This is a genomic window from Actinoplanes hulinensis (assembly GCF_019429605.1).
Classification (GTDB): domain Bacteria; phylum Actinomycetota; class Actinomycetes; order Mycobacteriales; family Micromonosporaceae; genus Actinoplanes; species Actinoplanes campanulatus.
This window is the reverse complement of record NZ_JAHXZI010000027.1, coordinates 89,964-116,785: the sequence shown is the minus strand read 5'-3', so window position 1 is coordinate 116,785 and position 26,822 is coordinate 89,964. Positions and strand designations below refer to the sequence as shown.

The window sequence follows — 26,822 nt, the reverse complement described above, 5'->3', positions numbered from 1 at the left end:
GATCGAGGGCGCCAACACCAAGGTCAAGTTCCTGAAACGGCAGATGTACGGCCGTGCCGGTTTCGACCTGCTACGGCACCGAATCCTGCTCGCATAGGCCGACCACCGTTTCTGCGCCAGAGCCGTTATCTTGACAGGCCCCTCGCGCCCTCGATCTTGGACGTTTTCCCACCGCTGGGGGTGGCTGATCGTCCAAGATCGCGCCGGGCGGTGGTGGTGTCAGCCGCTCGCCTGCCGCGCCTGCCGCGATCTTGGGCGCTTTTCGACCGCTGGGGGTGGCTGATCGTCCAAGATCGCGCCGGGCGGTGGTGGTGTCAGCCGTTAACCACCCGTGTCTCCCGCCCCCTCGCGATCTTGGACGTTTTCCTACCGCTGAGGGTGGTCGTTCGTCCAAGATCGCGCCTGGCGGGGGTCATGCGGCCGCAGTGGTCGGGTGCGTGAGCGGCGTTACGGCAGTGAGGTGCGCGATGGGTGCCTGGCGTGCCTCAGGGTGCGGGGTCGCGGTGGGTGAGAGGTGTCTCGGTCGTGCGGTGTTGCGGGCGTGCGGGCGTGCGGGGGTCGCGGTGGGTGAGAGGTGTCTCGGTCGTGCGGTGTTGCGGGCGTACGGGGTAGCGGTGGGTGAGAGGTGTCTCGGTCGTGCGGTGTTGCGGGGTCGCGGTGGGTGAGAGGCGTCTCGGTCGTGCGGTGTTGCGGGCGTGCGGGGTCGCGGTGGGTGCGGGGTTGCGGTGGGTGAGGGGTGTTGTGGCTGGGTGGGGCGCGGTGGGTGAGAGGGGCGCCGGCCTTTGGGGTGGGCGGTTGTGGAGGGTGACCGACCGCTCAAAGCCCGGCGGGCGCGGCACGGGCCTGAGTTGCAGCGGGTCGCGTTGATGCCACGGGACTCGGCACGTCCGTACGAAAAGGAAATGGGAAAGGCCGGACCCGTCTGGCACCGGGCCCGGCCGTTTCACCGGTGGCTCCGCGCTGCTCACGCCGGGGGAAAGCGCTGGGGGAGCGCTTCGGCGTGGCGGCCGCGGGAGCCGTTTCCTACTTGTAGGTGATGTTCGAGGTGGTGAACTTGCAGTAGGTGCCGTCGCCGCCGGTGCTGCCCTTGTAGGTGGCCAGCTTGGTGGGTTCGGCGCCGGTGTTGTTGCCCTTGTAGGTGACGCAGATGGAGATTTTCTTGCTGCTGTCACCGGTGATGGTGATGCCGGAGAAGGTGGCCGTGTCGCCGTAGTTCGAGTTGATGCCGACCAGGCTCGAACCCGGGTAGGTGACGGCCACGTTCTTCACGACGACGGCCCGCTTGTACTGGGTCTTGCAGTTGCCGCAGGAACGGTACAGCTTGCCGAAATCGCTGACCGTGAAACCGCTGATCGTCAGGGTGCCGCCGCCATTGTGCTGGAACACCTTGTCGTCGGCGCCTTTCGCGCCGCCGCCGGTGACCGTGTACTTGGCGCTGGAGCCGCCCTTGAACGTGGCGGCGTCCTCGCCCACGTTCTCCCACCACACGTTGGAGATGGTGCAGGAGCCGAGGCAGTGCACGCCGTCCGCGGCGGGGGAGCCGATGATGACGTTCTTCAGGGTGGCCCCGTCCGCCAGGATGAACAGCGGGTCCTGGCCTTCGTCCTGGTCACCGGTGCCGAGCGCGCCGCTGCCGTAGTAGCGCTTCAGGCCGCCGTCCAGGGTGCCGGACACCGACTTGCCGGCGGTGAGCGCGACCGAGCCGGTGGCGGACGGCCACGTCGCGGCCGAGGCGCCCTGCGTGTAGACCACGGCGCCGAGCCCCAGTCCGAGGGCGGCGATGGCCACCACGCCGGCCCGCCACCGCTTCCGCAGATTGTTGAACACGCGAAGCCTTTCGTCGGGGAAACGCTCCCCGGGGAATGGGAGCGCGACCATCGTGAATTGCTTCGACGTCATTTGTCAACTGCCGGAAATCAATTAAGTAACCATCCATTAATGCGGATACAAAATTGCTTTCTACTGTCTAAGTGTGTGGAGAGCCCGGAAAGGTTGCCGGTAATTTTAGGCAACAGGGCGGTCACTTGACGTCGATGTCGGTGTCGTCCGCGACGTCCCCGACCGGCACCACCAGCACGTCGTGGGCGCGCAGATAGTCCCGGGCGCCCCGGTCCCCGACCGCGCTCGCCGCCACCCCGGCCCAGTGGTCGCGCCCGAGCAGCACCGGATGCCCGCGACGGTCGCCGTAGCCACCCTGCGCCAGGGCGGACGGCGACGCGTGCGCCAGCACCCGCCGGACCGCCTCGGCGCTGACCCCGGGCATGTCCACGAGCAGCACCACGGCGGCCGTCGCATCGGTTTCCGCCAGAACCCCGAGCCCGGTACGAAGTGAGGAGCCCATCCCGGACTCCCAATCCGGGTTGACCACCGTAGAAGGCAGATCCGGTGCGGCCGCCCGGACCTCGTCGGCGGCCGCACCGAGCACCACCAGGACCCGGTCGCAGCCGGCCGCCCGCAGCACCCCGGCGGCGTGCTGCACGAGCAGCCGGTCGCCGTGCCGGACCAGGGCCTTGGGCATGCCGTACCGGCGGCCGGCGCCGGCCGCCAGCAGCAGACCGGCGATCACCGGGGCGGCACGAGGCCACGGACCGCGGCCAGCGGCAGCGCGGTCCGTGGATGGTAGGCGGCCCGCCACAGTCCACCGTGTGCCGCGCCGGCCGCCTCGTCCTGCCAGGCCGCCGGGGAGGCCGCCCGGGGGTTGCGGAGCTGGTGGACCAGGAGCACCGCCATGAGCCGGCTCGCGGTGGCCGGTTCGAACGTCTCCACGTCGAAGAGGTGCGCTCCGGCGTACGCGGCGGCCAGCAGACGGTTCTGGAGAACCGACCGGGTACGGGTGGGCGGCGCCACCGCGAAGCTCACCACCCCGTCCCGGCGGGTCACCGTGGCCCGCCAGCGGTGGATGCGCTTGGCGAGCGCGTAGTTCGGCCCCTGCTGCGGGACCAGGCTGTCGTTGAGGCCGGGGGCCACGTCGCACGGGTAGTTGGGGCGCAGCAGACGGCCACCGGAGAGGGCGGCGGTCGCACGGGCGCGGCGGGACCGGGCGGCGTACCGCTCGCGGGCGTGGGTGACGGCGTCGGCCGGGACCGCGTAGACGTCGGTCGGGGTGGCCAGGAAGGCGAGCGCGGTGTCCGGCCGGTGGTGCCGCAGGTGGGTGCCGAGCGCGTCGACGGCGGCGGCCAGCAGCGGGTACGCCGAGCCCGGCGCGTACACGTAGTTGCCGAGGACGAGCCGCCCGTCGATGCCGAGCAGCCACTGCGCCACCGCGGCCAGGTCCCGGAGCAGGTCCGCCCCGGGGGTGGGGCCGGCGGCCGGGGCGAGCAGCCGCCCGGCGCTCTGTGCGGCGATCCCCTCGACCCGCTCCCACAGGTGCGGGCGGGGCAGGTCGACGGCGACGACGGTGCCGCCCCAGCCGAGCACCGAGGCGACCGGGCCCATCTCGGTGCCGGCACCGAGCGCGACCAGGGTCTGGTCGCTGAGGTCCAGCCAGTCCGGGGAGCCGGCCACCTCGCGGACAGCCTCGGCGCATGACTCCTCGATGACGCCGGCGGCCACCCACGCGTCCAGCCGTCGCCGCAGCCCGTCGCCGCGCAGCAGCTCACCCCGGTACGGCAGGACCACCTCCCGCTCCGGCTCGCCGGACCCCTTCACCTCGACCGTGTCCAGGGGCCGGTCCGGCGTCGCCAGCAGCGCCTGGGCCAGGGTGAAGTCGCCGTCGTCGCGGCGGTACCGGACGCGGGCCTGCACCGACGCCAGACCGGCCTCGGCGATCTCGTAGCCGACCGACCCGTCGGCGGCCAGACCGGTCTCCACGAGGGCCCGGAAGTGCCGGAGGTAGCCGCGCCGCCAGTCGCTCTCCCGCTCGGCGGCCGCGGCGGCCGCCGGGTCGACATGGCGCAGGGCGTCGGCGACGACGGACCGGCCGAACGCGATGCTGCTGCGCCGTCCGCTCTCGTCCGCGGGGAAGTCGGTCAGGCCAGGGCTGTGATCCACCGCGCCAGTATTACCGCCTCCTACCCCGGTAGGAGAAGGGCTCCGACCAGCGGCCATCACATCGGCCGCCGGTCGGGCGATCCGGGCCGTTCCCGGGACGAGCCTGAGGGCATGACCCTCGTCGATTCGCTCGTGCGCAGCCCGGTCCGCTGGAACCGGCCGCTGCTCTGGCTCACCGTGGCCGCCGCGGTGCTGGCTCTCGTCTCGGCCGTCGGGATCGTCGCCGACGACCGGATCCTCACCGGCGTGCCGATCTGGCTGAAGCCGTTCAAGTTCGCCGTCTCGTTCGTCCTCTACGCCTGGACGCTGGCCTGGATGCTGGCGGTCCTGCCGCGCCGCAGCCGCGCGGCCGAATGGTCCGGGATCGTCATCGTCGGCGTCGCGGTGGCGGAGCTCGCGATCATCGTGACCCAGGTGGCCCGCGGCACGACCAGCCACTACAACGTGGCGACACCGTTCGACGCGATCCTCTGGTCGGCGATGGGCACCTCGATCATGGTGCTGTTCTTCGCACAGGTGGTGATCGGGGTGGTGACGCTGCGGCAGCGGATCCCGGACCGGGTGGCCGCCTACGCGATCCGGCTGGGCCTGGCCGTCTCACTGCTCGGCATGGCGCTCGGCTTCCTGATGACCTCGCAGGTGACCGACGGCGGCGCGATCGGGGCGCACTCGGTAGGTGTCGAGGACGGCGGGCCGGGCATGCCGATCACCGGCTGGAGCACCAACGGCGGCGACCTGCGGATCAGCCACTTCGTCGGGCTGCACGCCCTCCAGGCGCTGCCGCTGCTGGCCTACGCGATGGGGCGGTGGACCGGCTGGGTGCCGCGCGCGCGGGCCCGTCTCATGCTGATCCTCGGGTGCGCGTACGCCGTACTCGTGCTGTTGTTGACCTGGCAGGCGCTGCGGGCGCAACCGCTGCTGCAACCGGATGGTCCCACCCTGGCCGCGCTGGCCGCCCTCGCCGCGGTGACCACCGTCGCGAGCATCGCCGTGGTCCGGAGGACGACGTGACCGAGTTGCTGTTCGACCTGACGTTCCTGCTGGCCGTACCGTTCTGGGCACTGATGATCCTGCTGCCGCGATGGTCGTGGACGCACCGGATCGTGCGGAGCCCGCTGATCGTCCTGCCGATCGTGGCGATCTACGCGGTGCTGGTCGTGTCGAACCTCGGCGCGGTGTGGGCCGGGGTCAGCGACCCGACCCTGAGCGGGGTGCGTGAACTGCTCGGTTCCGCGGACGGCGCGGCCGCCGGCTGGGCCCACATGATCGCCTTCGACCTGTTCGTCGGCCGTTGGTCCTACCTGGACAGCCGGGAGCGTGGCGTGCCGGCGCTGGTGATGGCGCCGATCCTGCTGCTCACCATCATGCTCGGGCCGCTCGGGCTGGCCGCCTACCTCGCGGTGCGCCCGCAGTGGCCGCAGCGCCTAGGCTGATCGGCATGGGCTGGGCGGGTCGGCTGTTCAACGTTCGCGACACACTGCCGCGGATGATCCTGCTGGAGCTCAGCGGCCTGTCCTACCTGCTGGTGTCCTGCCGGACGGAGACTCCGCCGACCGGTCCGCAGTGGGCCCTTGCGGTCGCGGCGTTCGCGCTCGGCCTGCTGCTGCACAACCGGCAGCCGGTCAACCTGGCGGTGCAGACCGTGCTGTTCGCGGTGGCGTTGAGCATTCTCGACGACGCGACGATCAACCAGGTCGGCACCGCGTGGGCGCTCGGTGAGCTGGCCTTCTGGGCGCCGCGGTTCGCCTGGGTCGGAGTGGGCGCCGGGGCGGTGGCCGCCGTCTATCTGATCTTCGGGCTGCCCGGGTCGGGCGACTCGGTGACCGAGGCGATCGTCGGCCTGGCCGCCAACCTGGGCCTGCCGGTGCTGCTCGGCACGGTCGGGCGGACCAACCAGCAGCTGGCCGTGCAGGCGATGCGCCGGGCCGAGTCGGAGCAGCGGGCCGCCCGCGCCGACGAGCGCAGCGCCATCGCCCGGGAGCTGCACGACGTGGTGGCCCATCACGTCGCGTCGATGGTGCTGCGGGTCGGGGTGGCGCGCCACGTGCTGCCCGGGATCGGCCCGGAGACGGCCGCCGTCTTCGACGACGTCCATCGGACCGGGACGGCGGCCTTGGCGGATCTGCGGCGGCTGGTCGCGGTGCTGCGAGACCCCGATGGCGTACGGGGAGACGCCGCCCTGACCGCGATCGAGCCGTCCGCCCTGCCCGCCGCGCTGGACGGCGCCGTGGAGACGGCCCGCCGGGCCGGGGTGATCGTGGAGGCGGAGATCGACCCGGCGGTCGGCGGCCTGGACGCGGTCCGCGGTCTCGCCGTGCTCCGGCTCACTCAGGAGGCGCTCACCAACGTCGCCAAGCACGCCGGCCCGTCGGCCACCGCCCGGCTGCGGGTGTCGGTGTCCGGCGCCGATGTGGACTGGGAGGTCACCGACGACGGTGGCGCCCGGGTCGCGCGGCCGGAGACGCCGCCCGGCGGTGGGCACGGCCTGACCGGGATGCGGGAGCGGGTCGAGGTGCTCGGCGGCGTGCTGACGGCCGGGCCGGCCGGGCACGGCTGGCGGGTGGGTACGGTGCTGCCCGGGGAGGCGTCATGATCCGGGTGTTGTTGGTGGACGATCAGCAGCTGGTCCGGGCGGGGCTGCGGATGCTGTGCGACGCGGCGGACGGCATCGAGGTGGTCGGCGAGGGCGGGGACGGCCGGCAGGCGGTCGAGCTGGCCGCCCGCCTGCTGCCCGACGTGATCGTCATGGACCTGCGCATGCCCGGTGTCGACGGGATCACCGCCACCAGCCGGATCATCGGCGCCCGGCCGGCGGCCCGGGTCCTGGTGCTGACCACCTTCGGCGACGACGACCACCTCTACCCGGCTCTCCAGGCCGGTGCCTGCGGTTTCCTGCTCAAGGACGCCCCGCCGGACGAGCTGCTGAACGGGATCCGGCAGGTGGCCGCCGGGGAGAGCCCGTTCAGCGGCGAGGTGCTGCGGCGGCTGGTGCGCCGCGCGGTCGACGCCCGTCCGGAGGCGCCCCGCCCCCGGACGGCCGGCCTGACCGCCCGCGAGGAGGAGGTGCTCGGCCTGGTCGGCGAGGGTCTGAGCAACACCGAGATCGCCGAGCGCATGCACATCGGGGTGACCACGGTGAAGACCCACATCACCGCGCTGATGACCAAGACCGGGAGCCCGAACCGGGTGCGCCTGGCGCTGCTCGCCCACCGGTCCTGATGGGTCACCAGTCCAGCGCGGCCGCGTACTTCTGAGCGATCACGGCGGACTCGGCCAGGTCGGCCTCCAGCACCGGCAGGCCCGGCCGGACCACGATGGCGCCGAGCTCGACCAGCAGCTGTCGCAGGACGGCCTCGGCCGCGGCGGCCTGCGGCGCGACGCCGGCGGTCACCACCGGGACGCTCAGCTTCCCGGCCAGCGCCTGCGCCGGCAGCTGGTCGAGCAGCACCTTGAGCACTCCGGTGTAGCTGCCCTTGTAGGTGGGTGTCGCGACGACCAGGAGGTTCGCCTCGGAGATCACCGCGAGTGCCGCCTTCGTCGCCTCGTCGCCCGGGGTGAGCAGGCCGGCGCCGAGCGAGCCGACCTCGATCACGTGCGGCTGGGGCGATCCGAGCTGCCCGGCGATCGCCTCACCGACCGCAATGGCCAATGTGGACGTGCGGGACCCGGCCCGGGGGTTGCCGGAGATCACCACGATTCCCGTCATGTCGGTGCACCTCTCTCGAATCTGGCCTGCACGAGGCTCCCACATATCCTAGAGAATTAGTAGGAGAATTTCACCATGGCGAATATGACGCCCGACACTGCTTGCCCGGATGCCTATCTAACAGATAGGAAATGTATCCTTGCGGAGCGCCACTCGCAATCGGGAGGTGCTCCCCCTGGGAAGGAGACAGTCATGTCAGCTCTCGCCGTCGCACATCCGCACGCCACGTACTCCCGCCCGGTCCTGCTCCGTCCGGTGCCCGACCCGCCGCCGGTGGCCGGCGCCGACGAGCCGGTGACCGTGACGATCAGCATCGCGGGCGGTGCCGGTGGCCGGGAGCGGGTGCTCGCCGCGCTGCGGGAGCTGGTGCACGCGGCCTCCGCGGTGGAGGTGGATGAGCCGGTCGCCGTGCCCGCCGGCGGGCTCCGGCTCGACCCCCTCGCGCGTACCGCGTTCCGCGGCGGCCGTCCGCTCGAGCTCAGCCGACTGGAGTACGACCTGCTGCTCTTCCTGGCCCGGCACCCCCGTCAGGTGTTCAGCCGTGCCCAGTTGCTGACCCACGTCTGGGGTCACCGGCACACCACCAACCGCACGGTCGACGTGCACGTCAGCCGGCTGCGCACCAAGCTCGACGACCCGGAGCTGATCACCACGGTGTACGGCCTGGGCTACCGCCTCGCCGACGACGCCGGGATCACCGTCGTCGACCACGGGTGACGCCCGTGTGTCGATGTAGGTGCCGTGCCGGTCAACGACGTTCATCCCGAAAGGGTTATAGGCCCGCGGTATGACGCGATCGTTTTACCTGGTCAGAGTGCCGTTGGCCGGCAATCGGTGATCGTTCACAGTTCTTGCAATTAGATAGATCAATTTAAATACTTGCGAGCACGGGCGCGCCGGACCGGCGTGCCACCCCCGTTCCCCCAGGGAGGAACCGTGCTCAACCCCAAGCTGCGCCGGCCGATCGTCGGCCTGGCCGCGGGCATCCTCGTCGCCAGTGGACTCGCCGCCTCACCCGCGACGGCCGCCCCGGTTGCCGGTGACCCGTCCTTCGCCCCCTCCGCTCTGGCCTCCGGCCTCGACGCCCGTCTGGGCGCCCGCGACGCCGGCTCATACATCGACGCCTCCGGCAAGATCGTGGTCAACGTGACCGACGCGGCGACCGCCGCCGAGGTGACCGCGGCCGGCGCGACCGCCCGCTACGTGGCCCGCAGCGGCGCCACCCTGGCGGCCGCCGACGAGAGCCTGAAAGTCAACCTCAAGACCCCCGGTACGGCGTTCGCCATCGACCCGGTCAGCAACCAGGTCATCGTCAGCATCGACGAGACGGTTACCGGCGCCAAGCTGGCCGCCGTCCAGGCCACCGTCGCGAAGCTCGGTGACGCCGCCCGCATCGAGTCCGTCCCGGGCAAGATGACCATCAAGATCTCCGGTGGCGACGCCATCTACTCCGGCGGCGGCCGCTGCTCGCTCGGATTCAACGTGCGCAACAGCGCCGGCACGAACTACTTCCTCACCGCCGGCCACTGCACCCGTGGCACGACGTCCTGGAACAACGGCTCGGTGACGCTCGGCACCACCGCCGGCAGCAGCTTCCCCGGCAACGACTACGGCATCGTCCGCTACACCAACACGACGATCACCAAGACCGGCGGCGTCGGCACCTCGATCGACATCACCTCGGCCGCCACCCCGGCGGTCGGCGCCACCGTCTACCGCCGTGGCTCCACCACCGGCACCCGCTCCGGCCGGGTCACCGCGCTCAACAGCACGGTGAACTACGCCGAGGGCTCGGTGTCCGGGCTCATCCGCACCACCGTCTGCGCGCAGCCCGGTGACAGTGGTGGCTCGCTGTACTCCGGCTCCACCGCGCACGGTCTCACCTCGGGCGGCAGTGGCAACTGCACCAGCGGTGGCGTGACCTACTTCCAGCCGGTGGTCGAGGCCCTCAGCGCGTACGGGGTCTCGGTCTTCTGATCCCACGGCCCGGCGTGAAGCGACCGTTCGCTCTCCGAACAGAGCCGGGCCGGAACGGGCGCCCGCCTCCGATCACCTGATCGGGGGCGGGTGTCATGTATCACAATTCATGGATGACCACAGTCGACAACAACCGCAAGGTGGACCGGGGCGACCGGGCGCCGGGCTGTCCGGTTCGGGCCGGCGCCGACGGCGTCTGGCACATCCAGGACTACCCCACGGCCCGGGCGTTCCTGCGGCACACCGACACCCGGCAGGCGGGGCTCGGCATCGAGAACGCGCTGCGTCACGCCGGCCGGATGCGGCTTCCGATGCTTTACCGGGACGGGCCGGAACACCGGGAACAGCGCCGGCAGACCGCCCGGTACTTCACCCCGAAACGGGTCGAGTCGGCGTACCGGGATCTGATGCACCGTCTCGCCGACCAACAGTGCGAGGTGCTTCGGCGGCGCGGCGCCGCCGACCTGTCGGCGCTCTCCTTCCAGCTCGCCGTCGCCGTCGCCGCCGAGGTCGTCGGCCTCACCGAGAGCCCGCCCGGGATGCCCCAGCGGCTCGACCGGTTCTTCGCCATCCCCGACCCGAACGCGCGCGGGCTGTCCGCCGTCCGGCAGAAGGCCTTCAACAACTTCGTCCTGATGTCGTTCCTCTGGCGCGACGTCCGCCCGGCCGTCGCCGCCCGCCGCAGGTCCCGCCGCGACGACCTCATCTCGCACCTGATCGACGAGGGCTGCAACACCGCCGAGATCCTCGGCGAGTGCGTCACCTTCGCGGCCGCCGGCATGGTCACCACCCGCGAGTTCATCACCGTCGCGGCCTGGCACCTGCTCACCGACGAGACGCTGCGCGAGCGCTACACCACCGGCGACCAGAACGAGCGGGCCGCGATCCTGCACGAGATCCTCCGGCTCGAACCGGTGGTCGCCGACCTGCTGCGGTGGACCACGGCCGACGTCGAGGTCGGCGGCGTCACCATCCCGTCCGGGGCGCGCGTCGACGTCGGCGTGGCCGCGGCGAACCTGGACGCCACCGAGGCCGGTGAGCAGCCGGGCGCGGTGTGCCCGGGACGGCAGATCGGGGCCGGTCTCTCCTTCGGCGACGGCGCCCACAAGTGCCCCGGCGCCCACATCGCCATCCAGGAGACCGACATCTTCCTCAGCAAGCTCTTCGCCATGCCGGGCCTGCGGATGATCCAGGAGCCGACCGTGGCGATCCGGCCGGACATCGCCTCCTATGAATTGAAGGGAATGATCCTGGCTGTGTAGACCGGTTTCTAGGCGTCGTGGGCCCGCTCCTCGCCGCGGCGGCGCAGCATCTTGAGGCCGGGCAGCCCGGCGATGGCGAGGTGCAGGTCCTCGGTCACCTCGAGCAGCTTGTGCAGGTCCGGCCCGACCTGGTCGAGCTTGCCGAGCAGCGGCATCACGTCGTGGACCAGGTGCCGTTGGAGGGCCGGGAACTCGTCGATCATCCGGATCGCGGCGGTCACCTCGTCCGGCGTCAGCTCGGCGACGAAATGGGCGGCCAGCGGGGCGGCGTCACGCAGCGTGGGGGAGTAGTCGCCGACGAGCACCTCGACCTCGCCCGCGACGGACTTCGCCCGGGTCGCGATGGCGCTGACCTCGCCCAGGGCGGTGGCCGCGTCGCCGACCACCATGCCCGCCGCCTCGGCGGTCACCGACACTCGCCGGATCAGGTCGCCGGCGGTGGTCGCGACCGTCGCCGCCTCGTCCACGGCCAGGGTCGCCGCGGTGGTGAGGGCCCGCGCCTCGGCCACCGTCTGCTCGGCCGCGGCGGCCACCGCGGTCACCCGCTTGATCAGGTCCTCGGCCTGGGCGACGGCCAGGGTCATCCGGTTGATCAACAGCTCGGTCTGGCCGATCAGACCGATCGCCCGCACCGGGATGGTCGCGGCCGTGGCCGCTGTCTCGATCACTTTGCCGGCGGCTGCCACGGTCGCCTGGACGGCGGAGGACACGAGAGAGACCATGCCTCCATTGTGCGCCGCGGGCGCACCCGCTAAACCGTGACGGACTGTACCGGTATGGAAGCCGAGCGTCGAAAGTCGGGAATCCACAGGATTCCGGTGAGCCACAGAGGGCACCGGCACGGCAGTATGCATGGGTGCGACGTACCCGAAATCTGATTCTGATGGTGGCCGCCGCCGGCATTCTGGGGGGATCCGTCCTGGTGGCGAAGGGCATGCTGGGCGACGGCGAGGGCGGCGGGACCGGCCCGCTCGCCGGCTCGTTCCAGGACGCCCCGAAGGCTTCGCCCACGCCGACCGGCCCCACCCCCGAGGAACTGGCCGCCATCGAGCGGGCCAAACGGGTCAAAGCGCTCGACGCTGCCCTCAAGGCGTATGCCTCCGGCAAACCGGAGTTCTCGGTCGCCGTCTTCGACCGCAAGACCGGGCAGACGTACGCGTTCCGCGGCGAGGAGAAGTACGAGACCGCCAGCGTGGTGAAGGTGCAGGTGCTCGCCTGCCTGCTGCTCACCGCCCAGGACGACGGCCGCAAGCTGACCACCAGCGAGAAGTCACTGGCCGACAAGATGATCCGGTACAGCGACAACGCGTCCACCACCTCGCTGTTCGGCAAGATCGGGCGGTACACCGGGCTGACCGCCTGCAACAAGCGTCTCGGCCTCACCCAGACCAAGGTCAACAGCTCCTGGGGCCTCACCCGGACCACCGTCAAGGACCAGGTGAAACTGCTGGACCAACTGGTCGACGACGAGAGCGAGCTGTCCGAGGCGTCCCGCACCTACGCGCACAAGCTGATGAGCACGGTCTCCCCGGACCAGGACTGGGGTGTGCCCGCGGTGGCGAAGACCGGCGAGGACGCCACCGTCAAGAACGGCTGGCTCCCGCGTTCCACCGAGAGCAACCTGTGGATCATCAACACCGTCGGCCAGGTCACCGGGGACGAGACCGACGTGTCGATCGCCGTCCTGTCGCACACCAACAAGACCATGAACGGCGGGATGGCGCTGGTCGAGAAGGTCGGCAAGATGACTAGGACGTACTTGAAGTACTAGCGCGCGCCGCCCGCCGCCCCCACCACCGCGAGATCCAGGTGATCGACTGGTTCACCACCAGGATCACCACGATCGCGGCGAGCACACCCTGCCATGGCTCGGGGAAGATCGACGCCCCGAGCAGCCCGATCGTGGAGTAGACCAGCGACCACAGCACGCAGGCGGGCAGGTTGGCGATCACGAAGGTGCGCCACGACACCCCGGCGAAGGCGGCCGCCAGCAGCACCGGCACCCGCCCGCCCGGGATCAGCCGGGACACCAGCAGCACCGTGACCTGCCTGCGCTGCAACCGGGCCCGGACCGCGTTGAGCCGCTCCTCGTCGTTGAGCCAGTGCAGCCGGCGGGCCAGCTGCTCGCCGCCGTACCGGCACATCGCGTACATCACCAGGTCGCCGGTGTAGGCGCCGGCGGCGCCGGCCGCGACCACCAGACCGATGGCGTACGGGTACTCGTGCAACGCGTACGCCGCGGCGCTGCTGACCGCCGCCCCGGTCGGCACCACGGGCACGATCGCCCCGAACGCGACCACCAGGAACAGCCAGCCGAGCGCTCCCAGCGTGTTGATCACGTGGCCGGCTCCAGGCTGAGACTCTCGCCGTGGGCCAGCACCCGGACCCGGCTCTCCGGCGCCACCCGGGCGGCGTGCTCGGCGAACCTCTCGCCCGGCCCGTCGAACATGTGCCGCCGCACCCGGCCCATCCCGATCGGCCACAGCGTGCCGTAGTGCACCGGCACCGCCCACGACGCCTTCACCCGGCGCAGCGCCTCGGCACCGTCGGCCGCGTCCAGATGCCCGTGCGAGCCCAGGGTCGGACCCCAGCCGCCGACCGGGACCAGCGCCAGATCCAGCGGGCCCAGCTCGTGCATCCCGTCGAACAGGCCGGTGTCGCCCGCGAACCACGTCCGCGCGGCGCCCTCCACGACGAAGCCGATCGCGATCGCCCGGTCCCTCGACCACGGGCCACGGCCGCCGTCGTGCCGCGCCGGAACGGCCCGGACCCGCACGCCGCCGACCACGGTCGACTCACCGGGCGCCAGCTCGACACACCGATTCCCGGCCTCCGCGCCCATCACCCTCGCCGTGAAGGCGGCGGCTCCGCGGGGCACGATCAGGAGCGGCTTTCCCGGTACGGCGCGGAGCGATCCGACGTGGAAGTGATCGGCGTGCAGGTGGGAGAGCAGGACCGCGTCCGGCGCGCCGGGCAGTCGCGGCGACGGGCCGGCCATCCGCCGCAGATGGGCGAGGCGGCCGGTGAGCACCGGATCGGTCAGCAGGGTCGTGCCGGAATCGGCGAGCCACACCGTGCTGTGCCCCCACCAGGTGACCTCGGTCGTGCTCACCGCCCTACGGTACCCAGGCGGCGCACCGCCGAGCCGCACAGCCGCGCGTAGGCGTGCTGGAATCCCACCGCGAACGGCCCGGCCAGCCGCATGAACGTGCTCGCCGGACGGGAGAACGCGGTCACCGTGAACCACACCTCGCCGTGCTCGTCCAGTTCGGCCAGGAACGCCTCCTCGCCGGTCGCCGGATGCCCGGGCCGGGTGCCGTAGGCGAACCCGATCCGATCGTCCTCCTCGACCGTCCAGACCACCTCGCAGGGCGCCCGCAGCGGCCCGATCCCGACGGTCAGCGGCACCCCGGTGGCGGCCCGGTCCACCTCCGCCGTGATCCGCGTCCCGATGGCCCGGTGCATGCGGAAGCTCAGGATCGCCTCACCGGCCCGGCGCAGCACCTCCTCGCCGGTCCCGATCCGGGTGCGGTAGCGCAGATGCCGGTAGCCGGACGGGAGGCGCCCGGTCCGGGTGAACCCGACATGCGGGTAGGTCAGTTCGGTCACCCGTGCAGTGTGCCCTTCCTCGGCCTTCCGTGGCCCGGAGTGGCCGTCGAGTCGCCGCCGTGACATGACTCCGGCACACTGAGCGACGTGACTGGACCCCGCTCCGCGGTCGTGGTGAACCCCACCAAGGTGGCCGATCCCGATCACCTTCGGCGCACCCTCCACGAGGGCCTGCGCCGGGCCGGCTGGCCGCAACCCACCTGGTACGAGACGACGCCCGAGGACCCCGGCCGCGGCCAGGCGAGACGTGCCGTCGCCGACGGGGCCGAGCTGGTCTTCGCGTGCGGCGGCGACGGCACCGTCACGGCGGTGGTCACCGCGCTGGCCGGCACCGGCGTGGCCCTGGCCGTGCTGCCCGCCGGCACCGGCAACCTGCTCGCCGCCAACCTGGGGCTGGGCAACGACCCGGCCACCGGGCTGGAGGTGGCGCTCGAGGGCGGCCGGCGGCGCATCGACGTCGGCGCCATCGACGACCGGTGCTTCGTGGTGATGGCCGGGATGGGCTTCGACGCCCAGATGCTCGAGGACACCTCGGAGAAGGCGAAGAAGCGGATCGGCTGGCTGGCGTACCTCGGCGGCGCCGCCAAGCACCTGCTGGACCGGCCGATGCGGGTCCGGATCCGGCTGGACGGGGGCCCGCCCATGCCGCGCCGCTCGGCCGCCGTGATCGTCGGCAACGTGGGCCGCCTCCAGGGCGGGGTGCGACTGCTCAGCAAGGCCGAACCGGACGACGGCAAGCTCAACGTGGCCATCCTCAGCCCCACCAACCTGGCCCACTGGGCGGCGCTCGTCTGGGCGGTGCTCAGCCGGCGCGAGCGGGTGCCGCTCATGGAGACCTATACCGCACAGCGGGTGGAGATCTACAGCAACCGGGCGCGGGCCCGTCAGCTCGACGGTGACACCATCGCACCCGGCAAGGTCATGAAGATCCAGGTCCGGCCGAAGGCTCTGCTGCTCTGTGTGCCGCAGCCCGACGCCGACCCGGACCTGGCGTACGACGCCGGCGCGGCCGCGCGCCGTGCCGAACCGGTGCGGGAAGCGGCGGAGGAGAAGGCTTGAGCAGCACCGAACCCGTACCGGAGACCCGGATGATGCCGGGTGACAAGCTGTCGGCCGACGACGCGTTCCTGGCCCTGCGGCACTATGGCCGCTGGCCGCTGCTGCACGACGCGTTCGTCCGGTTCCGGTACGGCGACGGGTTCAGCCACTCCCGGGCGTTCGCCTTCCAGCTCTGCCTCGCCATCGTGCCGTTCCTGATCGCCCTCTCCGGGCTCGCCACCGACCTCGGCGTCGAGGACGGCGGCCAGGTGGTCGCGGACACCGTCATCGCCCTCACCCCGGGCGCCAGCGAGCCGCTGGTCACCGAACTGCTGAAGGCCGACGACCGGACCGAGGAGGCCGGCGAGCTGGCGCTGGCCCTCGGCATGATCACCGGCCTGTTCGCGCTGACCAGCGCCATGGCCCAGATCGAGCGGGGCGCCAACCGCATCTACGGGGTCGAACGCGACCGTCCGGCGCTGGGCAAATACCTGCGGGCCGCGATCCTGGCACTCGTCGCCGGGCTGCCCGCGCTCTTCGGCTTCCTGCTGCTGGCGGCCGGGCGGGCGGCCGGCGAGTCGGCGGAACGACATTTCGGGCTGGCGCACGCGCCCCGGGTGGCCTGGGACGTGATCCGCTGGCCGCTCAGCCTGGCGCTCATCGTCTTCGCGGTCGGCCTGCTCTTCCGGCATTCGGTCCGCCGCAACCAGCCGGCCCTGTCCTGGCTGCTGTTCGGCGCCGTCGTGTCGACCGTGCTGTGGTGGCTGGCGAGCCTGCTGCTGGCCGGGTACATCCGGGTCAGCGACGGGTTCGGGGCGACGTACGGGCCGCTCACCGCGATCATGGCGCTGCTGCTGTGGGCGAACCTGACCGGCATCGCCCTCTTCCTCGGCCTCGCCTTCGCCGCCCAGTTGGAGGCCCGCCGGGTCGGCGTGCACCGCCCCGCACTGGAGGACCGCTGGGAGCCGGCGCCGGAGGAGCCGGTCACCGGCTTCCCGGAGACCGACCCGGCCGCGGAGGACCCGGCACCACGGGTGCCCACCCAGCGGAAGCCCGGTGTGACGGCCGAGCCGTCCGGGTAAGGAACGGCGCACCCCGATTCGTTGGAGTACGCCGTGATCGATGACAACCGTGTGGTGGAACGCTCCGGCTGGGCGCCGGTCCGTCGCTTCGCCGAGCGCAGCGTGCTCGGCCTGCTGGTGGTGGCCGCGATCGGCCTGACCTTCGGTGTCCTGCTGCTGCTCGTCCGGTTCCACTGGCAGCCGTTGCAGGACCTGGACCGGGCCGTCGCCGACGGGCTGAACCGGTGGGCCTCCGGTTCGGACGCCGTGGTCGCGGTCCTGGAACAGGTCTCCTCGTTCGGCGGGCGCGGCGTGCTGGTGCCGCTCGTCGTGCTGCTGGCCGCGCTGCTGCTGGTCCGCCGCCGCCCCCGCCCGGCGATCTACCTGCTGGTCACCGGCGCCGGGGCGCTGATCCTCGACCCGTCGCTGAAAGCGCTGATCGGGCGGCTGCGCCCGGTCGTCGAGGTGCCGGTCGCCTCGGCCCCCGGCAACAGCTTCCCGAGCGGCCACGCGCTCGGCTCGATGGTCGTCTACGGCATGATCGTGCTGGTCCTCCTGCCCGCCGTCCGCCGCCGGTGGAGGCCCTGGTTCATCGGCCTGGCCGCGGTGCTGGTCGCCGCGGTCGGCTTCACCCGGATCGCCCTCGGCGTGCACTTCCTCTCCGACGTGCTCGGCGGCTGGATGCTCGGGCTCGCCTGGATCAGCGTGACCGCCTACGCCTTCCGGATATGGCGCCGCGAAGCCGGCCGCCCCACCCCGCCGATCACCGACGGTCTGGAACCGGAGTCCGGCCCCGACCTGCGCCCGGCCCCCGCCGAGGGCGCCGTGCTGCCACACCCGTGGGCCAAGGGCGCCGAGATCCTGGTCGGCTGGGTCTTCGTCTTCGGCCTGCTCTACCTGACCGGTTACACCGTCACCCGCTGGACCCCCGCCTTCGACGAGGCCGTCCCCGCGTGGCTGCAGAGCTTCCGTACCCCGTCCCTGGACCACCTGAGCTGGATGTGGAGCAAGGCCGGCGACACGCACGCCATCCTGATCATCTCGCTGATCTTCTGCCCGATCGCGCTGGCCCTCTGGCGGCAGTGGCGGCCGGTGCTCTTCCTGGCCCTCACCATGATCGGCGAACTGACCCTCTTCCTCTGCGCGGCCGCCGCCGTCGATCGCCCGCGCCCGCCCGTCGAACAGCTCGACGGCCAGATGCCGACCTCGTCGTTCCCGTCCGGTCACATCGCCGCCACCATGTGCCTCTGGGCCGTCATCGCGATCATCGTGATGGCCCGGGTCCGCAAGCCGTGGCGCTGGATCTTCCCGGCCCTCGCCGTGATCATGCCGCTCGGCGTGGCGCTCTCCCGCATGTACCGCGGCATGCACCACCCCACCGACTTCCTCGGCGCCCTGCTGCTCACCGCCGCCTGGATCACCGTGCTCTGGTGGACGGTCCGTCCCAACGCGCACGCCGAGACCGCCGCCGAGGCCGCCGAGGAGGCCGCCCAGGCCATCGACGGCCGCCGCCTGGAGGCGGTCGGATGAGGGCGCTGACCTGGAATGGCGGCGACCGTCTGGAGGCGGCCGGATGAGAGTGCTGACCTGGAACATCAAGAACGGCGGCGGCGACCGCCTGCCATCGATCATCAAGGTGATCGACCAGGCGCGCCCCGACGTGGTCACCCTCCAGGAACTTCAAGGCTTCCACAGGTACGGCGGGCGCCGCCTCCGGGAACTCGCCACCGCCCTGGACATGACCGCCCACCTGTCCCCCTCCGTCCTCGCCCAGCCGGTCGCCGTCCTGGTCCGCGAGCCGCTGCGGATCGTGCGGCGCACCCGGATCAGCTGGCGGTTGCATCACGCCGCGGCCGTGGCGGTGGTGCCCACCCCGGCCGGCCCGTTGACGGTCGTCAGCGTCCATCTCAACCCGTTCTCGCCCTACCGCCGGATGCGCGAGGCCCGCTGGCTGGCCGCCCGCTACGCCACCCCGAACGGCCTGACCCTCATCGCCGGAGACATGAACGGCCTGGACCCGGCCGGCGACCACACGGCGGCGCTGGCCACCCTGCCCGCCCTCTACCGCAGACGGCACCTGACCCCCGGCGGCCGTCCCGACACGAGGGCCCTGGCGGCTTTCCACGAGGAGGGCTTCACCGACCTGTGGCACACCGTCGGCACCGGTGGCGGCCGCACCGTGAGCACCGGCGACGGCCGCACCGTGAGCACCGGCGACGGCCGCACCGCCGGTGCCGGCGACGGCCACACTGTCCCCACCGCCTACGCGGGCCACGAATTCGCCCCCGTCCGCCTCGACTACCTCCTGGCCAGCCCACCACTGGCCGCCCGGGCCCGGCGCCTCCAGGTGATCCGCGACGACCTGACCGCCCACGCCTCCGACCACTACCCGCTCCAGGCCGACTTCGGCCTCTGACCCGCACCCCTCACCGCACGCCCAACAGCCCACACCCCAACCCCTCGCGATGTTGGACGTTTCCCCACCGAATTCGGTGGCCCATCGTCCAAGATCGCGATCGCCCGCGCTGCCAGAGCATGCGTCAGACGTTGGCTACTCGCCGGTGGGGCCGCCGGCGATCTCGGCGACGATGTCGAGGTGGCCGAGATGGCGCGCATACTCCTGGAGCAGGTGGAAGAGGACCCGCTCCAGGTTGGCTGGGTCGGCGCCGCCCCAACGGGGGCCCGGTTGCCCGACCGCGGTCAGATCGCTGCCGGTGATCACGGCAGTCGTGTGCTCGCCCTGGGCACGCAGCGCCGCCGCCAGGTCGGCCAGGGTCTCCGATGGGCCGACATGCCAGCGGTCGTCGCGTCGGTCGCCCCACGGATCGCCGACGTCACGGCCCTGGAAGCCCCACTCGATCCAGCGGAGCTCGACGAAGCGCAGGTGCTTGACCAGCTCCAACGGTGTCCACCCGCTGGGCAGGCGGCTGGAGCGCAGCTCGGCCTCGGGCAGCGCAAACGTCTTGGCCAGCAGACTCTCCCGGAAATAGTCCAGGTAGCGGACGAAGACCTCGGCCCGCCCCGCGGCCGGGATGGTGGGCGACGGAAAGACGATCGGCGCGTCATCGAGCATGCCCCGATGATGTCAGCACCCTCTGACACTTTTCGGCGTCCGCCTGCCCGCGCTTGGTGCCCGCCGGCGTCTGCCCGCGCGCGCGTCTGCCCGCGTGCGCGTCTGCCCGCGTGCGCGTCTGCCCGCGTGCGCGTCTGCCCGCGTGCGCGTCTGCCCGCGCGCGCGTCTGCCCGCGCGCGGCGGCCGTGTGCGGGCGGTGGGGCGTGCGCGGCCAGGCGCTGGTGGGTGGCCGGCGGTGGGTGAGGGCGGCGCCGTTGGGTGTGCCTGCTGATGGAAGGCGCAGGGACGGCCCCGGAGGGGGGTGAGGTCTCGCCGCGCCACGCGCCGGTGGGCGCGTTACGGCCGTGACCCGGCGCCTGGCTCGCGTGGTACCCAGGGGACCGGTCGCCGCTCGTACCGGAAAAGGGAAAGGGTGACCACCGGCAGTGCGTCAGTCCGCGACGACGCGGTCGCGGCCGTCTCGCTTGGCGGTGTAGAGGTTGCGGTCGGCGATGGAGAGCAGCGCGGAGAAGGTGTCGCGGCCTTCGGCGGTCGTGGTGACGCCGATGCTGGTGGTGACCTGGAGGGTGCCGGTGATGGGTTCCCAGCCATGGGCGCGGATGCGCAGGCGGAGGCGCTCGCAGCGGATCGCGGCCTCCTCGGCGTCGACGCCCGGCAGGACCAGCAGGAATTCCTCGCCGCCCATGCGTGCGGCGACGGCCGGGCCGGGGGCGGACTCCTCCAGCAGCTCGGCGACGTGCTGGAGGACCATGTCGCCGGTGGTGTGCGAGAGGGTGTCGTTGATGCGTTTGAAGTGGTCCAGGTCGATTATGGCCATCGACAGTGGCAACTGGCGGGCGGCCGCCTCCAGCAGCAGGGCCGGCACTCGCTCGTTGACGTAGCGGCGGTTGTGGAGGCCGGTCAGGGCGTCCCGGTGGGCCATTTCGCGGAAGTGTTCGCTGTCGCGGCGGGCCTCGTCGGCCTCGAAGACGGCCTGCAACGCCCGCGCCCGGGCGTCGCGCTGCACCGACTGGAGGGCGGTGGCCGCGGCGTGGAAGGCGCGATGCTCCTCGTACGCCTCGGCGAACCGTCCGGCGCCGGCGAAGAGTGCGGCCTGCTCCTGCCGGACCCGGGCGCCGATGGCGGCCAGGCCCCGTTCGGCGCAGAGGCGGCGGGTCGCGTCCAGGGCGGCCTGCGCGTCGTCGTGCCGGCCGGCCAGGCGGCGGGTCTGGGCCAGGGTGAGATGGCACTCGGCCACCGCGTCGCCCTCGGTGGCGGCGACCAGGTCGGCGAGCACCGGGGAGAGCAGCTCCTCGACGGCGGCGTAGCAGCCGCCCATCAGCTCGACCTGGGCCATGGTGTCCAGCTCGTTGGCGGTGAACCGGACCCCGGTCCGGTCCTGGATCTCGCGCATCTGCCCGACCAGCATCCGGGCCTCCGGCTCGTCGCCGACCTCCACAGCGGTGTACGCCATGTTGTTGAGCAGCGACATCATCATCTCGTGGTCGCCGGCCGCCGCGGACAGCGCGAGGGCCTCCTGGGAGCGGCGTTTGCCGTCCTCGTGGGCGCCGGTGTCGTCCAGCGAGACCGCGAGCGTCATCAGGTGCCGGGCGCGCAGGTGGGGCGGCACGTCGTCGGTGAGGAAGGCGACGCTCTGCACGGCGTGGGTCAGCCCGTCCGAATAGTCGCCCACGTGCCGGTAGAACACGGCCAGCTCGCGGTGCGCGCGGGCCAGGAGGTACCGCTCGTCGTGCTGCTCGGCCCAGGCCCGGACCTGGTGGGCGAGCTGTCCGCCCTCGCCGGTGCGCCCCTTGCGGAGCAGCACCCCGGCCTGGATCAGGGCGGCGCGCTGGGCGATCTCCTCGGCACCGAGTTCGGTGGCCCGCCGGCGCAGTTCGATGGCGGGCTCCCAGAGCGACCGGAACTGGGACGGGGGCCGGGACTCGAGTTCCGCCAGGGTGGATTCGAGGGCGCCGAGCTCGTCATGAGGCTCGGTGGGAACCCGGCTCGCCGTTTCCGTCGTCACTGTCCCTACTTCCTGTAGTCGCCCCGTGACAGATCACGGTCCGGTGCCACGGTGGCAGAAAGGATCCCGATCGGTTGCGAAACGGGTGCGGTGTCAACGGCGGGTGCAGACCGGCGCGGCTGCCGCGTCGCCCACCGCGACGGTGAAGCAGTAGTCCGGCTTCTCGTTGAGGCTGTAGACGACGTAGTCGGCGGCCCCGGCCGGCAGGTCCGCGATCTTGACGGGTGGCTGCCCGGCCCGGCCTCCGGTGATCAGCACCGCCTCCGTGGCGTCGCGGGGGTAGACCCACTGGAGGGAGACGCTGTCGCCGTTGTCGCGCAACCGCACGTTCTGTGGGGCCCCCGGCACGGTGGAGGGTTTCACCGGCTCCTGGACGGCCGGCCGGGTGGTCGGCTGGGTGGCACCGTCCGCTCCGGGGAGGGTCAGGATGACCACGACGGCGGCCGCCGCCACCCCGGCGGCGAGCACCGTGGCCAGCAGCAGCGGGTGGGCGACGCGGGATCCGGCCGGCCGGTCGGCACGGACCGGGAGGCGCCGTGAGTTCGGCGGATCGCTGCGGGTGCCGGTCGGCGCGGTGCCGACCGGCAGGGGACGGCCGTCGTCGCCGTAGTCGGGCGCACGGTTGCCGGGCAGCGGCGGCGGCGTGTCGGCCCGGGCGTGCCGGCCGGTCAGATCGCCGGGCAGCCGGTGCACGTCGCTGAGATAGAGCGGCTGCTGGTAGACGGTGCCGTTGGGATCGGTCTCGCGGTTGTCCGCCGGTGGCATGTCGTCGTAGAGCTCGTCGGCCGCAACCGGGTAGACCGTGCCGTTGGGATCGGTGGGCCGGTCGTCGGGCGGCGGCTGGCCGGGCGCCTCGGCCGGGAACACCGACGGCCGGGCCCCGGTCGTGTCGGGCACCGTGGGCCGGCGCGGGAACGGCCGGAACGGGCGCCCGCCGGAGGAGTCCCGGGTGCCGCAGGTGTGCCGGCCGGATGCCGCGCCGCTGACCAGCGCGGCCGCCTGCCGGGCCAGCGGGTGGTCGGCCGGCAGATGGCGGGCGCTCAGCTCGCCGGCCAGCTCCAGATGCCCACGGGCCTCCTCGTCGCGGCCGCACTCGCGCTCCATGGCGCCCAGCCGGGCCAGCATCTTGATGCCGGCCGGTGCGGCGTCGCCGTGCACCCGGCTGTGCCGCCGCCAGGCCCGGGCCAGCCGGGCCCGGGCCGTGCCGCAGTGGCCGGCCGCGTGCTCGGCGGTGGCCAGGTCGGCCTCGGCGGCCAGCACCCGCGGCGAGTCGGGGCCGTCCATCAGGGCCAGCTCGCCGATCAGGTCGTGGTAGACGGAGGCGGCCCGGCCGTGCTGGCCGATCCGCTGGAGGACCGCGGCGTGCATGGCGGCGGCCGCGATGGTGCGCTCGTCGCGCGGGCCGTGCAGCCGCTCCTCGGCGGAGTGCGCGAAGGCGGCCCACAACCGGGCCGACTCGGGGTCGCCGAGGGCGATCAGGACCCGGGCGTGCAGGGCGGCGGCCACCGCGAGGTCGGCGGTGGCACGGCGGGGATCGGCGTCGGCGCCGCGGAGGACGTCGTCGAGGACGGCCCGGGCGCCCATGAGGTCGCCGGCGGACGTGAGCGTCTGCGCCTGGGCGGTCAGTTCCGCGAGCGGAGGGGACATGTATCCCATAGTGCTCATGCGAACACCCTGGGTACAAGTTTCCGGTAGCTAAGTGGACAGGGTAGAAACTGCGGTATGTCCCCAATCGGCGCTGTGAAACGTGAACTACTCGTCCGCCACCTGCAGGCATGGGCCGCGGGTGCGCTTCATCACGCCCGCCGGGCGACCTATGTGCACGGCTACGCCGACGCGGACGGTGGGGTGGCCGCCGAGGCGGCGGTCCGGGTCCTGGCCGACCTGCCCGGCCTGTCCCGCGGGCGGGAACTGTCCATGGTGGCGGTGGGCGCCGACATCACGGGGGTGGGGGAGCGGCTCACCACGGCGCAACGGGACGCCGGCGCGGGGGCCGGGCTCACGGTGCTTCCGGTGGGCGGCGGGACGGACGAGCGGCTGCCGGTGGCGTTGCGTGCGGCCGGCGCGGTGCGCGTACCGCTGCTGGGGTTTCTCGACGCGACGGCCGTGGGTGAACCGCCCGCGGTGACCACCGTCGGCGCGATCGCGGCGGGTAAACCGGCCGAGGTGCTGCTGGCGCTGCCGCCCGGCAGCCCGGTCGACCCCTATCGGGGCCTGGGATTTCCGCTGGTGACGGCGGCCGAGCTGGCCACCGGGCCGGAGCCCGGAGAGGTGGTGGCTTTCGCCACCACCTCCGCGAAGAGCCTGGAGAGCTTCAAGGAGGCGCTCTGGGCGGTCGACGAATTCGCCGGGGTACGCCTACGCGATCCCGCCGATCCGGAGCGCCACCTGATCGACATCGCGCTCCGTCCCGATCCCGGACCGCTGCGCCGTGAACTGCTGGCCCACCTCGGCGAGGTGGGCCGGGCGACCGTGACCGAGTTGCGCACCTTCGCCCTCACCGAGACCGTCTACCGCGCCGCCGACGCGACCCGGGTGCTGCACTCGATGATCGACGCGGGCACGGTCACCCGGGAACCCGCGCACGGACGGCTCGGTGGCGACGTGGTGATCGAGCGGGAACCGTCCTAGCGGGAGCGGCTCTTGTCCTGCTTCCACGACAGCGGGCCGGGCAGGTCGACGCGGTGCGCGCGGGTCCTGGAGTTCCACGACCAGCGCCCGATCTTGAGGCTCCAGGACGAGTAGCCGTTCTCGGTGAAGTTCAGGACCAGCGGACCGATCTTCTTCCGGCTGCGGTAGACGATGCCCATCGGAAAGCTCCTTTCTGATGGCGCATCGGTTCCCGATCGGCCGGATTCACAAACGTCAGCGTGGCTGCCAGGCATCCGGGCGGGTGGTCAGCTTGCGCACGTGAGCCGGCATCCGCCCGCTGATCAGCTCGGCGAGGCTGACCTCGTCGACCACCTCACGGACCGCCGCGCGCACCGCCACCCACAGGTTCGGCAGGTTCTCGGCGGCGCCCGTGTACTGAGTCTCCTCCGGGCGAAGGCCGCGCACGCCGGCGAGCGGTCCGTCGACCGCCCGCAGGATCTGACCGATGGTCACGTCCCGCGGGGGGTGCGACAGCGTGTAGCCGCCCTCGGCGCCCCGTTGCGCCCGCACCACACCGGCACGGCGCAGGTCGGCTAGGACCGCTTCGAGGAACTTGCGTGGCATGTTCTGGTCTTGGGCAATGGCCTGAGCGGACATCAGTGCGGGGTAGGCCTGCGCCAAACTGAGGGCGGCCCGGACCGCGTAGTCGCCGCGCGCGGAGATCTGCACCTGACTATCATGCCCCGGCCCCGCATCCCGGATGCACATACCCCAGGGGATTGTGGGAATTAGGGGTCAATCGGCTGGTGATCTCTGCCCCGGGATGGCGGCCGGCTGGCCGGTGATGAACCGCCCGCGGAACTGCCCCGGGCTCAGGCCGGTCTCCCGGTGGAAGAAGCGCCCGAAGTTCGTCGGCTCGCCGAAACCCAGGCCGCGGCCCACCTCGGCGACCGACATCGAGGTCGCCGCGAGCATCCGCCGGGCCTGAAGGGCGACCCGGTCGTCGACCACCTGCTTCGCGGTGCGCCCGGTGAGCGCCAGGCTGGCCCGGGTCAGGGTACGCACCGAGCAGCCCAGCTCGGCCGCGTAGTCCTCGACCCGGCGGGTGTGCGGAAAGCGCTCCTCGAGGCGGCGCCGGAACCGTTCGAACGTCCGGCTCTCGACGTGTGCCCGCAGCGCCGAGCCCGGATCGAGGGTGGCGATCCGCAGCAGCAGGGCCGCCAGCTCGTGCCGCAGCAGCGCTGCGGCGACCGGGCCGGGCGGGCCGGCCGCGTCGGCGGCCAGGTGGGCGAAGACGTCCCGGAAGACCGCCGGGCCGGGCGGGGTGAGTGGCTCCCGGGCCGGGCCGGACGGATCGTCGGGACTCAGCCCCGGCAGTTCCTCCGGGCCGAACAACCCTGGTCGGAAAACGATCGTCAGTGGATCGTCGCCGTCTCCGGGGCGGGAGAAGCGGGCAGCCTGTCCCGGACGGATCCAGAGCAGGGTGCCCGGGCCGCACAGATGCTCGGCGAAGTCGATCTCGGCGAGCAGCGGGCCGGTCGTGGTGAGGACGAGGGCGTGACACCTCAGCAGGCCGGTGGCAGCGCCGGCGGCCACCGGCAGGACGCAGCCACCGATACCCGACCAGTCCGGTGGAAGACAGGTGGGCGCCGGCTCGGTGTGATGAATGAGTGCTGGCATCGCGCCTGACGGTAGTCGTCGATGCGTGCCCGCGCATCCACTAGCGCACCGACTGAGGTTTATGTCCGATTTCCAGCTCGGTATTCGCTATACGTCCGATTCCGATTTCTTTTCGGAGATCCATTAATTTATCGGACAAAGGGAGACCCGCGCGGACCGGCAGTGTCCGCACGGGTCTCCCTGTTATCGCTTATCGGCCCGCCAGTAGTCGGTTGACCGCGGCGTCCACGTCCAGGTGGTCCGACTCCCGGCCGCGGGGCACCACCACGTAGGTGCGCCGCAGGAAGCGGACAAGGACGCTGCGCGGCACCTCGAACAGCGCGTTGCCGTCGGGCGACGACAGGGCCAGGGCGACGAAGTCGCCACGCGGCGTGGCCCACGGCCACACCCGGACGTCGCCGATCCCGGCCGGCTCGTCGAGCCCGGTCACGAGCAGCTCTCGCGCGAAGGACCAGCTCACGGCTTCCCCACCGGCTGATTCTGCGTGGAACAACACGTGGACCGCGTACGGGTCGGCTGGGTCGTAACGCAGGCTGGCGCGCACGGGCAGTGCCGTCGCGTCAGGCGCTACGAGCCGCAGCGAGGTTTCGACCTCGACGGTCGTTGGACGAATGGTACTCATGGACGAACTCCCCCCGGCACCGCTGCGAGGCTGGTGAACCCCGCGTTTCCCATACTCAGGTGATCCCTGTCATTACGCTCCGCCATACGCTGATCTCACCCAGTAGTGGGAAGACGGTTCCGAAAACCCTTCCGCGCAGGACGAGAAGCGATATCTTGTCCTGTTCTGCCTGAGTACTCGGTTCCGCCCGGCGTCAGTGGTCCAGCG

General features: G+C 72.1%; 28 protein-coding genes. 13 read left to right on the top strand and 15 right to left on the bottom strand.

The window, feature by feature from the left end; genetic code table 11:
- Positions 1 to 1,023 precede the first annotated feature (1,023 nt).
- From KZ829_RS37580 to KZ829_RS37570, 3 genes are all read right to left on the bottom strand, one after another.
- Positions 1,024 to 1,827 (bottom strand): pectate lyase, encoded by an 804-nt coding sequence (locus KZ829_RS37580; protein ID WP_308285833.1) that lies wholly within the window; start codon positions 1,825 to 1,827, stop codon positions 1,024 to 1,026.
- Positions 1,828 to 2,020: 193 nt separating this feature from the next.
- Positions 2,021 to 2,566 (bottom strand): nucleotidyltransferase family protein, encoded by a 546-nt coding sequence (locus tag KZ829_RS37575; RefSeq protein WP_308285832.1) that lies wholly within the window; start codon positions 2,564 to 2,566, stop codon positions 2,021 to 2,023.
- Complete coding sequence (locus KZ829_RS37570) at positions 2,563 to 3,990, bottom strand: hypothetical protein (RefSeq protein ID WP_308285831.1); 1,428 nt, start codon at positions 3,988 to 3,990, stop codon at positions 2,563 to 2,565. Before KZ829_RS37570 ends, KZ829_RS37575 begins: the two co-directional genes overlap by 4 nt.
- Positions 3,991 to 4,101: 111 nt before the next feature.
- Here KZ829_RS37570 and KZ829_RS37565 point away from each other — a divergent pair, with 111 nt between their 5' ends.
- The 4 genes from KZ829_RS37565 to KZ829_RS37550 are packed head-to-tail and all read left to right on the top strand — an operon-like array spanning position 4,102 to position 7,209.
- The gene (locus tag KZ829_RS37565) at positions 4,102 to 5,001 is read left to right on the top strand and encodes a hypothetical protein (protein WP_220148587.1); all 900 of its coding nucleotides are present in this window, start codon (positions 4,102 to 4,104) and stop codon (positions 4,999 to 5,001) included.
- Positions 4,998 to 5,423: an ABA4-like family protein gene (locus tag KZ829_RS37560; RefSeq protein WP_220148586.1), complete on the top strand. Its 426-nt coding sequence runs from the start codon at positions 4,998 to 5,000 to the stop codon at positions 5,421 to 5,423. The genes KZ829_RS37565 and KZ829_RS37560 overlap by 4 nt, the downstream gene beginning before the upstream one ends.
- A 5-nt stretch (positions 5,424 to 5,428) precedes the next feature.
- Positions 5,429 to 6,583, top strand: a complete 1,155-nt coding sequence (locus KZ829_RS37555; protein ID WP_220148585.1) for a sensor histidine kinase — start codon at positions 5,429 to 5,431, stop codon at positions 6,581 to 6,583.
- Complete coding sequence (locus tag KZ829_RS37550; RefSeq protein WP_220148584.1) at positions 6,580 to 7,209, top strand: response regulator transcription factor; 630 nt, start codon at positions 6,580 to 6,582, stop codon at positions 7,207 to 7,209. Before KZ829_RS37555 ends, KZ829_RS37550 begins: the two co-directional genes overlap by 4 nt.
- Positions 7,210 to 7,213: 4 nt before the next feature.
- Here the strand turns inward: KZ829_RS37550 and KZ829_RS37545 are convergent, their stop codons facing one another.
- Complete coding sequence (locus KZ829_RS37545; protein WP_220148583.1) at positions 7,214 to 7,696, bottom strand: NADPH-dependent FMN reductase; 483 nt, start codon at positions 7,694 to 7,696, stop codon at positions 7,214 to 7,216.
- 192 nt (positions 7,697 to 7,888) lie between these two features.
- Between KZ829_RS37545 and KZ829_RS37540 the strand changes: the two genes are divergently transcribed.
- From KZ829_RS37540 to KZ829_RS37530, 3 genes are all read left to right on the top strand, one after another.
- Positions 7,889 to 8,413 carry a winged helix-turn-helix domain-containing protein gene (locus KZ829_RS37540; protein ID WP_220148582.1) on the top strand — a complete coding sequence of 175 codons (525 nt, stop codon included), beginning with the start codon at positions 7,889 to 7,891 and terminating at the stop codon, positions 8,411 to 8,413.
- A 219-nt stretch (positions 8,414 to 8,632) separates the two neighbouring features.
- Entirely contained in the window at positions 8,633 to 9,673 is a 1,041-nt protein-coding gene (locus KZ829_RS37535; RefSeq protein WP_220148581.1) for a S1 family peptidase, read from the top strand.
- 113 nt (positions 9,674 to 9,786) lie between these two features.
- Positions 9,787 to 10,935 (top strand): cytochrome P450, encoded by a 1,149-nt coding sequence (locus KZ829_RS37530; RefSeq protein ID WP_220148580.1) that lies wholly within the window; start codon positions 9,787 to 9,789, stop codon positions 10,933 to 10,935.
- Positions 10,936 to 10,943: 8 nt separating this feature from the next.
- Here the strand turns inward: KZ829_RS37530 and KZ829_RS37525 are convergent, their stop codons facing one another.
- A complete protein-coding gene (locus KZ829_RS37525) occupies positions 10,944 to 11,657 on the bottom strand; it encodes a hypothetical protein (RefSeq protein ID WP_220148579.1) in 714 nt (237 codons plus the stop codon).
- A 134-nt stretch (positions 11,658 to 11,791) separates the two neighbouring features.
- Between KZ829_RS37525 and KZ829_RS37520 the strand changes: the two genes are divergently transcribed.
- The gene (locus KZ829_RS37520) at positions 11,792 to 12,706 is read left to right on the top strand and encodes a serine hydrolase (protein WP_308285829.1); all 915 of its coding nucleotides are present in this window, start codon (positions 11,792 to 11,794) and stop codon (positions 12,704 to 12,706) included.
- Here the strand turns inward: KZ829_RS37520 and KZ829_RS37515 are convergent.
- The 3 genes from KZ829_RS37515 to KZ829_RS37505 are packed head-to-tail and all read right to left on the bottom strand — an operon-like array spanning position 12,684 to position 14,544.
- A complete protein-coding gene (locus KZ829_RS37515) occupies positions 12,684 to 13,274 on the bottom strand; it encodes a DedA family protein (protein ID WP_220148578.1) in 591 nt (196 codons plus the stop codon). The genes KZ829_RS37520 and KZ829_RS37515 overlap by 23 nt on opposite strands.
- Positions 13,271 to 14,047, bottom strand: coding sequence for an MBL fold metallo-hydrolase (locus KZ829_RS37510; RefSeq protein ID WP_220148577.1), 777 nt, complete (start codon positions 14,045 to 14,047; stop codon positions 13,271 to 13,273). The genes KZ829_RS37515 and KZ829_RS37510 overlap by 4 nt, the downstream gene beginning before the upstream one ends.
- Entirely contained in the window at positions 14,044 to 14,544 is a 501-nt protein-coding gene (locus tag KZ829_RS37505; protein WP_308285828.1) for a DUF1990 domain-containing protein, read from the bottom strand. The genes KZ829_RS37510 and KZ829_RS37505 overlap by 4 nt, the downstream gene beginning before the upstream one ends.
- A gap of 87 nt (positions 14,545 to 14,631) precedes the next feature.
- On the opposite strand from KZ829_RS37505, the gene KZ829_RS37500 reads away from it, so the two are divergent.
- The 4 genes from KZ829_RS37500 to KZ829_RS37485 are packed head-to-tail and all read left to right on the top strand — an operon-like array spanning position 14,632 to position 19,059.
- Positions 14,632 to 15,603 carry a diacylglycerol/lipid kinase family protein gene (locus tag KZ829_RS37500; protein ID WP_220148575.1) on the top strand — a complete coding sequence of 324 codons (972 nt, stop codon included), beginning with the start codon at positions 14,632 to 14,634 and terminating at the stop codon, positions 15,601 to 15,603.
- The gene (locus KZ829_RS37495; RefSeq protein WP_220148574.1) at positions 15,600 to 16,664 is read left to right on the top strand and encodes a YihY/virulence factor BrkB family protein; all 1,065 of its coding nucleotides are present in this window, start codon (positions 15,600 to 15,602) and stop codon (positions 16,662 to 16,664) included. The genes KZ829_RS37500 and KZ829_RS37495 overlap by 4 nt, the downstream gene beginning before the upstream one ends.
- A 36-nt stretch (positions 16,665 to 16,700) precedes the next feature.
- Complete coding sequence (locus KZ829_RS37490) at positions 16,701 to 18,173, top strand: phosphatase PAP2 family protein (RefSeq protein ID WP_220148595.1); 1,473 nt, start codon at positions 16,701 to 16,703, stop codon at positions 18,171 to 18,173.
- A gap of 43 nt (positions 18,174 to 18,216) precedes the next feature.
- The gene (locus KZ829_RS37485; RefSeq protein ID WP_220148573.1) at positions 18,217 to 19,059 is read left to right on the top strand and encodes an endonuclease/exonuclease/phosphatase family protein; all 843 of its coding nucleotides are present in this window, start codon (positions 18,217 to 18,219) and stop codon (positions 19,057 to 19,059) included.
- Positions 19,060 to 19,194: 135 nt separating this feature from the next.
- Here the strand turns inward: KZ829_RS37485 and KZ829_RS37480 are convergent, their stop codons facing one another.
- From KZ829_RS37480 to KZ829_RS37470, 3 genes are all read right to left on the bottom strand, one after another.
- Complete coding sequence (locus tag KZ829_RS37480) at positions 19,195 to 19,716, bottom strand: mycothiol transferase (RefSeq protein ID WP_220148572.1); 522 nt, start codon at positions 19,714 to 19,716, stop codon at positions 19,195 to 19,197.
- Positions 19,717 to 20,146: 430 nt separating this feature from the next.
- Positions 20,147 to 21,721, bottom strand: coding sequence for a GGDEF domain-containing protein (locus tag KZ829_RS37475; protein WP_220148571.1), 1,575 nt, complete (start codon positions 21,719 to 21,721; stop codon positions 20,147 to 20,149).
- 93 nt (positions 21,722 to 21,814) lie between these two features.
- On the bottom strand, positions 21,815 to 23,386 hold the full coding sequence (locus KZ829_RS37470; RefSeq protein ID WP_246636917.1) for a fibronectin type III domain-containing protein: 1,572 nt from the start codon (positions 23,384 to 23,386) through the stop codon (positions 21,815 to 21,817).
- 75 nt (positions 23,387 to 23,461) lie between these two features.
- On the opposite strand from KZ829_RS37470, the gene KZ829_RS37465 reads away from it, so the two are divergent.
- Entirely contained in the window at positions 23,462 to 24,352 is an 891-nt protein-coding gene (locus KZ829_RS37465) for a hypothetical protein (RefSeq protein WP_308285827.1), read from the top strand.
- Here KZ829_RS37465 and KZ829_RS37460 read toward each other — a convergent pair.
- From KZ829_RS37460 to KZ829_RS37445, 4 genes are all read right to left on the bottom strand, one after another.
- On the bottom strand, positions 24,349 to 24,531 hold the full coding sequence (locus KZ829_RS37460; RefSeq protein WP_220148569.1) for a DUF4236 domain-containing protein: 183 nt from the start codon (positions 24,529 to 24,531) through the stop codon (positions 24,349 to 24,351). The genes KZ829_RS37465 and KZ829_RS37460 overlap by 4 nt on opposite strands.
- Positions 24,532 to 24,586: 55 nt before the next feature.
- The gene (locus KZ829_RS37455; RefSeq protein ID WP_183215729.1) at positions 24,587 to 25,042 is read right to left on the bottom strand and encodes an RrF2 family transcriptional regulator; all 456 of its coding nucleotides are present in this window, start codon (positions 25,040 to 25,042) and stop codon (positions 24,587 to 24,589) included.
- 66 nt (positions 25,043 to 25,108) lie between these two features.
- Entirely contained in the window at positions 25,109 to 25,993 is an 885-nt protein-coding gene (locus KZ829_RS37450; protein WP_220148568.1) for an AraC family transcriptional regulator, read from the bottom strand.
- Between the two features lie 190 nt (positions 25,994 to 26,183).
- Entirely contained in the window at positions 26,184 to 26,615 is a 432-nt protein-coding gene (locus tag KZ829_RS37445) for an SsgA family sporulation/cell division regulator (protein WP_014446635.1), read from the bottom strand.
- Between the last annotated feature and the right edge of the window lie 207 nt (positions 26,616 to 26,822).